Origin of the sequence: Parablautia muri (genome assembly GCF_009917485.1) — a bacterium.
Taxonomy (GTDB): domain Bacteria; phylum Bacillota; class Clostridia; order Lachnospirales; family Lachnospiraceae; genus Suilimivivens; species Suilimivivens muri.
In genome coordinates this window covers 33,757-44,718 of the sequence record NZ_QZDT01000034.1, presented here as the reverse complement: position 1 = coordinate 44,718, position 10,962 = coordinate 33,757, and the positions used below count along the sequence as shown (strand labels likewise).

Here is a 10,962-nt window from a genome sequence, read left to right as displayed (position 1 = left end):
TACAAAAAAAGAACAGGGTACATATTTCTACATACACTGTTCTTTGCATCGTCCTTATCTAAATGACATTGGGTTTTTACCTGTTCTTTTTTACAATTAGCCGACTCGCGAAGCGTAACGGCATTTGCTTTGAATATAGACACAGCTCAAGTGTGCTGAACCTTTTTTACAGTAAGTCACTGTCAAAGCATGATGCCCGTTGTTTCATAAAGCCCACTGTCAAGTGTAATGCTATCGTTTCATAAGCTCACTATCAAAGCATGCTATCATTGTTTCATAAACCCGCTTGCAAAATGTGATGACTGTTGACCAATCAGCCTGTTTGCAAAGAGAACTGTCTATTCCCTCGACCCTGGCAGCCTATACCGGAACAGTCTTTTAGAAAGTTGTTTTAAATTAAAAGGCAGCAAGGGATAAATATAGCTTTTCCCCGATATGGTCTTGTTGGTTCCGATTGCAAGGACCAGCAGTACAATTGCCGCAATATAGCCCCATACCCCAAAAATAGCGGTCAATATCAGGTTTATGATACGCATAAATTTCAGGGCATAGCTGAGCTCATAGCTGGCCTGGGTATAGTTTGCAATTGCCACAAAGGCCATATATAGCATAACCTCTGAGTTGAACCAGCCGCTGTTTACAGAAAATTCTCCAAGCACCAGCGCTGCCATGACACTTAAGGGGGTACTTAACATGTTGGGCGTGTTCACCGCCGCCAGCCTTAAACCGTCTATTGCCAGCTCCAGAAGCAAAAATTGCCACACCAGCGGAATATTAGTCGGCTCTTTCACCATAATAAACTCAAACCCGGAAGGAATCCACTCTGGCCTTTGCATAAGCAGCAAAAAAGTGGGGGTCATAAGATAGGTCAAAATAGCAATCAAAAACCTGGAAAGGCGCAGGTAGGTTCCCGTAATAGGCGGAAAATAATAGTCGTCCGCCTCCTCCACAATATCAAAAATGGAAGTGGGGGCAATCATTGCCGAAGGTGAATTATCGACCAAAATGACAATATCCCCTTCCAGAATCTGGGCCGATGCGGTATCTGGTCTTTCCGTAAATTTAAATTTAGGAAACGGGTTATACCATTTTTTCTTATAAAGGCATTCCGCCAGGCTCTCCTGATTCATGGTCAGTGCATCAACCTGTATTTCATTGATACGCTCTTTCAGCTTATTCAAAAAGCTGTGGTCCACTCTGGAATCCATATAGCACAGCACAATATCTGTCTGAGAGCTGTTGCCTGCATGAAACATTTCCATACGAAGGTCAGAACTTCTGATTCTTCTGCGGATCAAAGCCGTGTTAAACACAATTGTCTCCACAAAGCCGTCTTTCGACCCCCGCAGCACCTTATCCTTCTCAGGCTCCGACACACTTCTTGCGGGATACGTCCTTGAATCAATCAAAAGGCACTTGTCATACCCCTCAACAAAAAGAGCAAATACACCGGACATAATAAAATAGGTAATCTGCTCCCAATCATCCTTCAAATCCACTTCCACATAGGGAAGGTTTGATTTTGACATCTCATGGGCGCTTGTTGGCATTTCCTCCTCTTTAATACTCATAAAGTACTGCAGCATCTTCTGCATCAGCTCATCCTTGCAAAAGCCGTCAATGAAATACATGCACGCTTCCCGTCCGCCCACTCGTATGACACGGTACACAATATCAAAATTGGTGTTTACGGACAGATAATTATTTAAATAGTTCATATTTTCAGAAAGTGAAGCACTCATTTTTTTTGAATCCATAAAAAAACTCCTTCCCACTACTTTTGTTAGAATTATGTGGCAAAAGGAGTATTTTTATGCAGATTTTATAAAGTTCATCACCGCCTTAATCCTAAGCGGCCTACCTGTATCATCATTGTTTTCCGGTACTTCCAAATCCGCCCCGGTCAGCTCCTTCAAGGGAGAAAACCTCCTCAAATATAATTTTAGGCTGGTTTTCCACGATTCTGAACTGACAAATTCTGTCATTGCAGGAAATATGGGTATCCCGCAGGGCATACACCGGCATAAACCACTGGTCGTTATCGCCGCAGTAAGAACAATCCACAACCCCCTGATGGTTGGTCTGGATAATGCCAAAATTTTTAAAGGTGGAGCTCCTTGGCACAATATGGGCCTCATATCCTTTGGGAAGCTCCATGGCAATTCCTAAAGGAACCAGCTTATACTCTCCCTTTTTCAAGTCTATATCTTCCGCTGCCCGCAGGTCAATCCAGTCAGATTTCCTGTCTATGTAGGTCAGTTTGTCAATTTTATCTGTAAAATATTTAATCTTTATTGTTTCCATAGAAAAAATCCTTTTCCTTTTCATTTATTATATCCCAATAACTAACCCGCGCAGCGTGACAATATATGTATCAAAGCAGCCCCACAAAGCATCACAACATTTTTCACAATAACCCGGCCTGCCCAGCGTGACACGTTTGCTACAATAGCCGGCCTGCCCAACGTGACAGCGTTTATTACAATAAGCTGACTCGCAAAGCGTGACAGCGTTTGTTATATACAGAATAAACGCACACATCATGCGTAATCTCCACAATGCAAGACAGGTATTTTAGGGTTCGGCTGTTTGAGAGTCGCCTTTACATCAATTACCCTCTGGTTGCTGCTCCCTTTCCAGAGCAGCCGATTGTCTTTCTTTTCTATCTGAAATTCACCGTCAACCAGTACGTCTATGTCCTCCATCATGGCATAATGCATCACATTTTCCCATACATCCCCCGTATACACCCAAATGGTCTTATCAGGGTAGCTTTCTTTTATTTCCATAATCAGATTTCTTACATCCAGCCGATTCGCCGCGTGAAGGGGATCCCCTCCTGAAAAAGTAATGCCGGAAATATAAGATTTATTAAGCTGTTCAAAGATTTCCTGCTTTGCCTCCTCGTCAAAGAGAAGACCTCCTGCCGGATCCCATGTGACAGGATTGTGACATTCTTTACAGCAGTGAGAACAACCTGAGACCCACAGCACCACGCGAAGTCCATCGCCATTTAGCATATCCTCTTTCGTAATATTGTGATATCTCATCTGGTTACATGCTCTTCCTTTCCGCAATTTCTGCCATTTTCGCCTCATTAAGCCTTGTATCTCCATGTACTCTTGAGTAAGAAAGATAACCGTTCATCCGTTCAATTTTGGTTAAATTATTGCTGCCGCATACGGGACATACGTCCATTTCCAATTCCTGGTGGCCGCAGTCGTCACAGTAAGCAAGGGACAAATTTACCCCTTCATAAAAGCCCATATCCATAGCCCTGCGAATCAAGGTCTTAATGGCGTCAATATTATAATCAATGGGATATTTCACATACTGAATCTTTCCGCCGTTTGACAACTCCCAGAAACGGTATTCCAAGTCCTGCTTTTGAATCGGCGTAATGTCCTCCGTTACATGACAGTGAAAACTGTTGGACACATAATCTCTGTCGGAAACACCCTCAATAATTCCGTATTTTGCCCGAAACTGCTTTACCTGAAGGCCGCAAAGACTCTCGGCAGGGGTCCCGTAAATCGCATAAAGATGGCCGTCTTCTTCTTTATATTCGCTGATTTTCTGGTTAATATGCTCTAAAACTTCCAGTGCAAAAGCGCCGTCCTCCACCAGAGACTTTCCGTTGTACAGCTCCTGGAGCTCATTAAAAGCGGTAATACCGAAGCTGGCGGTGGCTGTTTTCAAGATAGGCTTGATTTTATCCGACAGCTTCAAATGCCCCCCTAAAAAGCCTCCCTCGCAATAAGCAAGGGGATTGGTGGACGCACGCATCTCTCCAAGGTAAGCATAAGTTCTGACATGGAGCTGACGGATCAAATTTAAATAATAATCCAGCACTTCATAAAAATCACGGCTCTCCTGCCTTGCTTTCGCCAAAATCATAGGAAGGTGCAAGGACACTGCCCCCACATTGAAACGCCCTACGAAAACAGGCGTATCATGCTCATCCGCCGGGTGCATACCGCCCCTTTCATACCAGGGAGAAAGAAAGGCGCGGCACCCCATAGGGGAAATCACCTTTCCATATTGCTTGTACATGCTTGCAATATAGCCCTTACCGGTCAAAGACAGCCAGTCGGGATACATAGTCTTTGCCGAGCACCTTACGCCGGCTTCAAACACATCCTCTAACTCCTTTCCGGGGCCATGAAGATTCTCATCATACAAAAATACAATTTTGGGGAAAAGAACCGGCTTTTTACAGCCCTCCTTCCCCTGCCCTTTTCTCCTTACATCCAGAAGGGAAATCGTAGCCATCTTTGCAAACTCTCCGGTGCCGATTCCCGCTGTCACCGTAATAAAAGGGTAATCCCCACGGCTGGATGCCACAGTGTTAAATTTATATTCCCACCCCTGGAAACCCTGCTCAAACTCCCGTTTTACATCCGCGTAGGCTTCTTTTCGGGCTCTTTCTTCGTCAATGCCCAGATCCGTATATTTCTGAAAGCTTTTTGAAAAGGTTTTTTTCGCATAGGGCTCTAAAATCTTGTCCACCTCAGGAACCGTAAATCCGCCGTACTGCTGGCTGGCGGCGCTTAAGACAATATCGCCTATTACGTCAAAAGCCACATCAAGGGTCTTTGGCTCATTATACCAGATATTCCCCATCTCAAAGCCGCCGGTAAGCACGCTTGACACATCAAAAAGACAGCAGTTCATGGTATCCCGCCTTGCGGACATGTCATGTACATAAATATAACCGTCCCGGCATGCCTGAATTTCCTCTGTGGTCATAAAAAATTTCTGGTACAATTCTTTATTAAACTGATTAAAAATAAGACTCCTTTTGGTGGAAACAAGCGCGCTGTCCGTGTTGGCGTTTTCTTTATCCCCAACATACATGATGGACTGGCTTTTTTTATACACATCATCCATCATACGGACAAAATCCTGCTTATAGTTGCGATAGTCACGGTAGCTTTTAGCCACAATCGGTTTTACTTCCTCAAGCGCGCTCTCCACAATGTTATGCATAATCGGGATTGGAATTTTGTCATTCTCCATCTCGTTTACTTTATCGACTACATACTGACAGATGTGTCTTTTTTCCTCATCGGTAAATTTCGTAAGCGCCCGGTATGCACTTTTTCCCACTGCGTCTACTACCTTTTGTACATTGAAGGCTTCAAGACTTCCATCTTTTTTGATTACCTTCACCATATGTTCAGGCTGAAATTCTTCGCCATAATCAGCAGAATTTTCCTGTAAATCACTCACTCCCATTCCTCCATTCTCACCCACATTTCTATACGCTATATCACACAAAAATACTATATCTGGTAAAGCCTGTCAATACCATAACAAAATATAGCGTTACAACCTAGTATAAAGAAAGAAACTGCGGCTGTCAACCTTAATATGAATCCCCTGAAAAGTTACTATTCACGGCCTGGGAGCCGCTCATAGTAACATTCGGGGCGATATTCCAAGTTTCGCTTCGCAAAAATCGCCCCTCACACCTGAATCACGTTCTCACGCAGTGCGCAGTAAATGCGCATTCCTGACCCGTGAAAAATAACCCTGAAAACACTCAATTGTAAAAACTATAATTTGCAACATTCATAAATTTTAAAATTTATAATTTTTAAAATTTATATCATGCCTGAATCTGCAACAGCCTTCACAGCCTTCTTGATTTCTTCCACCGGCATGGTAAGCGCAAAGCGCACATGCCCCTTCCCCAGCTTTCCAAAGCTGCTTCCCGGCGTACAGAGCACACCGGATTTTTCAAGAAGCTCCATCACAAAAGCAACATCATCCGAATACCCTTCCGGTATTTTTCCCCAGGCAAACATTGTTCCTTCACTGTCGGGAATATCCCAGCCAATCTTCCGAAGGCCGCCGCAAAGCGCATCCCTTCTTTCCTGGTATTTTGCACATCTTTTGTATACACCTTCATCCGAGCCCTTTAAAGCCGCAATTGCGCCATACTGTACCGGAAGGAAGGTTCCATAATCAATCTGTGAGCGAAGCTTTTTAAAATTCTGCACCAGATATTCATTTCCTACCAGAAATCCCACTCTTGCGCCCGTATAGCAATAGCTCTTTGACAGAGAATAAAATTCAACACAATTTTCTTTTGCCCCTTCAAACTGCAAAATAGATTTCCCCACATGCCCATCATATATAATATCCGAATATGCATTGTCATGGACAATGATAATATCGTGCGCCTTCGCCCATGGGATCAATTCCTCATAAAATGAATCCGGCGCTATCTTGCAGATAGGATTTAAAGGATAAGAAACAATCATAAACTTTGTTTTTCTCAATATTTCTTCCTTAATCTCGGAAAGCTTGGGAAGATAATCATTCTCCTGCTTTAATTCATAAGTGCGCACATCCGCCATTGCCAGGGAAGGCCCTATGGAAAAAATTGGGTATCCCGGATCCGGTACAAGGACAATCTCATCCGGATTGCAAAGAGACAAACCAATATGGGCGATTCCTTCCTGTGAGCCATAAACATCCGTAATTTCCTTTTCGCTTAACTTTACATGATAACGCTTTTCAAACCGATCTATCACCGCCTCGATAAGCTCAGGAAGCATTTTCAGCGAATATTTATAATTGGCAGGATCCTTGGACGCCTCTGTTACCGCTTCTATGATATGAGGTTCCGTGGGAAAATCAGGGGTGCCTACGGAAAGATTGTAAACCTTCCTGCCAGATTTCTCCACTTCCTCCTTCTTTTCATTCAGAATCTGAAAAATCCCCTCCTCATATGACTTCATTCTGTCTGATACCTGTAGTTTCATTTTAATACATACTCCCTTCTTAACCTGTTACAATAAGCCATCTCGCGAAGTGAGACAGCACTTATGGTAAAAAACGCTTGCCAGCATTTTACCGGCTGCACAACAACATCCCCTGATGCCGAATGCCTGTTTAATGATAATTTTCCATAATTTGTCTCATAAAATCTATATAACCTGTCCGCACATGGGCCGGTCCTAGAACCGTCACTCTTTTTCCAAGTCCTGTAAGCCATCCGTAAAACTGACCGCTGACCGCCGCCTTAATCCGGACGCTTACGGTTCCATTCCCCATTTGGCGGATATCTATGTCTTTTCCAAACCTGTCAAGCACAATGCCAACCATATCCTCCGGAAATTGCAATGAAACAATCTCCTGCTCACCGCCAAACATTCCAAAGGTTTTATTGGTGTACTCCGCCACATCAAATTCTTTAAAAGCCTCCATGCCCTTGCGGCTTTCCTTCGTAAGTTCTGAAATCCGGCTCATTTTATCCACCCTGAAATGTTTGATGCGCTCATCATCGTCATCGTAGGCAATCAAATAATAATTCTCATCCTGCCATGTAAGAGCCCAGGGGCTGATACGATATCTCTTACCTTCATGCCTTGGAACCAGCTCTTTTTTCACATTCCATGCCAGATAAGTAAAGGTGATAGGGGCATTGTCCTGTATTGCCTTATGAATACGGTCCACATTATAATAAATACTTTCATTTTCCGTTTTGACCCTGCCTGCAACGAAAACCTGTCTTTGCAGCTGTTTTCCCTCAAACGGCCCCGCCAGCTTTTCGATTTTAGAAATCAGATCCCGGGATTTTTTCTGGGTAATAAAGCGGGAGGACTGTACGGCGTCAACAAGCAGCTTTAATTCAGGCAGTTCAAATTCCCTGCTGGCTAAATAGTAACCGCCGCCGCTGCGGGCTTTCATATAGACAATATCATATCCGAAGCAAATCAGACATTCCATGTCATCATAAATGCTTTTCCGCTCTGCCGAAATATCATAAGCTGAAAGTTCCCTAATAATCTCCTGGGCCGACATACAATGCTTTTCATCTGTTTTCTCCGTGAGGATTTTTAGAATATATAAAAGCTTCAATTTTTGATTGGCAGATTTTGCCATTCCACAAATACCTGTGCCTTTCCATAATTCTATGATTTAAGTCAAAATAAGTGCCTGAAAACCGGAGGTCTGCTAGCTAAGATGACAAATCCAATATTTTTTCAACTTCCCACAGATTTTTGATCTGGTAGTCAATCCGAAGCGCCGTAGTATTTTCCTTATCTTCAGGATTGTACCAGCAGCATGCGATTTTTGCGTTGTTCCCTCCCTGCATATCGCTGGAAAGGGAATCCCCCACTATAATCGTTCTCTCTTTCTTAAAGTCAGGTATCCTTGCAAAGCATCTCTCAAAGTACTCTATTTGGGGTTTGGGACAGCCGATTTCTTCCGAAATAAAAATGCCGTCTAATATTTTGTCAAGTCCTGACAGATGCAGCTTATTTTTTTGAGTGGCAGTAACCCCGTTGGTCACGGCATACTGCCTTACTTTACCCTTAAGCTTATCGCACAGGGTATAAGAATCATCCCTGAAATAAAAAACAGATCCCAAAGCCTTCTGATATACGGCGGCAAAATTTTCTATGTCAACGCCTGATACTCTAAGCTCTTTAAAAAGCGTCCTAAACCTTCCTGTAAGTAATTCTTCTTTAGAAACTTCACCAAGTTCATGACGTCTCCAGTAAGTATGATTGATATCCGCATAAAGTGCCAATGTATTATCTTTCATTTCAAGGTTAAAGAGCTGAAAGCTCTCTTTCAGCGCGTAAACCTGTGACAAATTAAAATCCAAAAGCGTCTGGTCTATATCCCACAGCACAGTATCAAATCTGCTCATCCAAAAATCCTCCGTCTGACCCAATCCTAAGACGATGTGTACTTTATGATGAAAGGGACTGTCACAAACACAGCCACAATCTCCGTGGGATATGGATAATTACTATGTAAGTTTATGAACCGCCATATCCTGTATATTATGACTATTTTGAAACAGTCCCTTTATAATTATGAAATTCATTTCATGCAAAGCTCATTGCCGAATGGACATATAAAGCGCCAACACCACAGTCCAAGCCGTTACCTGCATATGCCCATCATCCCTGCCTTATGATCATAAGCCGACTGACAAAGCATGGCAGTGTTACTGAGCATTTTTACGTTTACGCTGCTTGATTCCAATAAACATTGCAATTCCGGCTAATGCTACAATAACCGCCAGCTGTAGCACATAAGATAAAAAAGTATTAAAAAATAAAATAAAATTTCCCATTTTTTCACCAGGCCTTTCTTTTGAATAACAATTCTTTCTTATGAACTATTATTTTTTACTTCTACTATCATATCATTGTGGCATTCCACAGTCAAGTCTATGCCACACACCAGATTCCAAAAAATCTTCCGCCATGTGCTCCGCTTCATGAATAATCAAAGGCTCATACCCCATAATACTTAAAAGTTTAATGGCATTGCGGGTGCTGGCCCGTCCTTCCATGATTTTGTAGCAAAAGAAAATATCATCTTCTTCAATTTCCTCTGAGAAATGGTAATTAGAATAAATATCCTCCAAAAGATGCGTTAATTCAATATCATGGGTGGCAGCAAAACACAGGCAATTTCCCTGAGACAGGCTCTTTAGTATCTGTGCCGATGCCGCAATTCGTTCTATAGTATTGGTTCCCCGCAGCACTTCATCCACAAAGCACAAAACTGGCGCGCCAACGCTGCCCCGTAAATCCAATATCCTCTTTAAAGCTTTGATTTCCACCATATAATAGCTTTCGCCGCTTTGTATATCATCTTTAAGGCTCATAGAAGATATTGTGTAAAACAAAGAACTCCTATAACTTTTTGCAAGGCAGGTATGAATAGTCTGCGCAAAAATACCGTTGATTGCCACGGTCTTAAGAAAAGTTGATTTCCCTGAAGCATTAGAGCCGGTAATCAATACACTTTTATGCGTCTTTATATCATTCTTTACAGGATTTTCTATGAGAGGATGATATAAATCTTCCGCCTTAATCTCTGCTTTAGACGTAAATACAGGCACACAATAATCCGCAAGCGACTGCCTGTATGCTCCAATGGCAATCATAGCCTCTATCTGTCCCAGCACTGTAATCATAGCATCAATTTGGGGCAGATTCTTACGTACCTGCGCCAGCATTTGGTTGAATTTTATCAAGTCTACGTGAAATCCCATCCTGATAAAATCTAAAATCATTTCCAGCGGATTACTAGACCCTGACATGCGCCCGCCGGACATTACAAGAAAAGAGCCTCTTTTAAAGCTGCCCATCGTCCCGCAGCACTTTTTCATAATCTCAAATTCCCGGGCAAGCACATCCTTTTCCTGGGAATCTATTTTTTGAGCATTCATTTGAGCAGGCTTTGCTTTCGCAAAATCCGCTTTTTGGAAATGGTTTTTTTTCGCCTGCATCCTTTTGACGGTCTCCAATATGCGAAACACATAAGTAAAACTTGTAATATATGGGTCAATTTCCTCTTTTACTTTGAAATAGCTCACATTATTAGAAACCAGCACGCACACAAAGGCTACCAGTCCCAAGGGCATATTTACAAACATAAAGCCAACAGCCGCTAAAAGCAGACAGATTGAAAAATAGTCCGGCAAATTACTGCGCTGGCCAAGTTCATCTAAATAATCCAGATAATCATAAATGGAAAACTTTCCTGTCCGCCCTAATTTGCTGAAAATAAACTGATAAGCAACCCTTTCGTCAGGATGCGCCCTGAAAAATTCTATGATTTCTTCCCTGTGTGCAAACTCTGCTTCATCCATGCAGGGTTTCCGCAAAATATAATATAAATATTCTTCACCTGCAGCCGAATAAGTATAATTTAGTTTTTTAAATATTTCATCCATGTTCAGGTCATTCCATGTAATATCATCAATGACAAAACCATCCGCATGTTTTAAAAAATAGTGTGAAATATTTTCAAACTGTTCCGGCTTATACTCTCTTTGGGGCAATGTGCCATAGTTCTCATAAAGGTCTTTGATAAACTTTTTTTCAGACTTCTTATAATCATAAAGTCCCTTCAACATAAAAAGTACAATAAGTCCGGCCATTGCCGCCGCAAAGATAATATATTCCATATTCTGTCAAT

Annotated in this window: 9 protein-coding genes; all 9 read right to left on the bottom strand. The window is 42.3% G+C overall.

All coding sequences use genetic code 11. The annotated features are described in order from the left end of the window. Positions 1-338 precede the first annotated feature (338 nt). Positions 339-1,757: a spore germination protein gene (locus D5281_RS17185; RefSeq protein ID WP_160561332.1), complete on the bottom strand. Its 1,419-nt coding sequence runs from the start codon at positions 1,755-1,757 to the stop codon at positions 339-341. Between the two features lie 112 nt (positions 1,758-1,869). After that, entirely contained in the window at positions 1,870-2,304 is a 435-nt protein-coding gene (locus D5281_RS17180) for a dUTP diphosphatase (protein ID WP_160561331.1), read from the bottom strand. Between the two features lie 236 nt (positions 2,305-2,540). Beyond that, positions 2,541-3,050: an anaerobic ribonucleoside-triphosphate reductase activating protein gene (nrdG, locus tag D5281_RS17175; RefSeq protein WP_160561330.1), complete on the bottom strand. Its 510-nt coding sequence runs from the start codon at positions 3,048-3,050 to the stop codon at positions 2,541-2,543. A 4-nt stretch (positions 3,051-3,054) separates the two neighbouring features. Continuing rightward, entirely contained in the window at positions 3,055-5,175 is a 2,121-nt protein-coding gene (nrdD, locus tag D5281_RS17170; RefSeq protein ID WP_160561335.1) for an anaerobic ribonucleoside-triphosphate reductase, read from the bottom strand. 431 nt (positions 5,176-5,606) lie between these two features. Next, a complete protein-coding gene (locus D5281_RS17165; protein WP_160561329.1) occupies positions 5,607-6,773 on the bottom strand; it encodes an aminotransferase class I/II-fold pyridoxal phosphate-dependent enzyme in 1,167 nt (388 codons plus the stop codon). Between the two features lie 130 nt (positions 6,774-6,903). Continuing rightward, positions 6,904-7,896 (bottom strand): helix-turn-helix transcriptional regulator, encoded by a 993-nt coding sequence (locus tag D5281_RS17160; protein ID WP_160561328.1) that lies wholly within the window; start codon positions 7,894-7,896, stop codon positions 6,904-6,906. 76 nt (positions 7,897-7,972) lie between these two features. Continuing rightward, complete coding sequence (locus tag D5281_RS17155) at positions 7,973-8,671, bottom strand: YjjG family noncanonical pyrimidine nucleotidase (protein WP_160561327.1); 699 nt, start codon at positions 8,669-8,671, stop codon at positions 7,973-7,975. 303 nt (positions 8,672-8,974) lie between these two features. Then, on the bottom strand, positions 8,975-9,103 hold the full coding sequence (locus D5281_RS25830; RefSeq protein ID WP_277935424.1) for a hypothetical protein: 129 nt from the start codon (positions 9,101-9,103) through the stop codon (positions 8,975-8,977). Between the two features lie 72 nt (positions 9,104-9,175). After that, positions 9,176-10,951: a MutS-related protein gene (locus tag D5281_RS17150; RefSeq protein ID WP_160561326.1), complete on the bottom strand. Its 1,776-nt coding sequence runs from the start codon at positions 10,949-10,951 to the stop codon at positions 9,176-9,178. Positions 10,952-10,962: the final 11 nt, after the last annotated feature.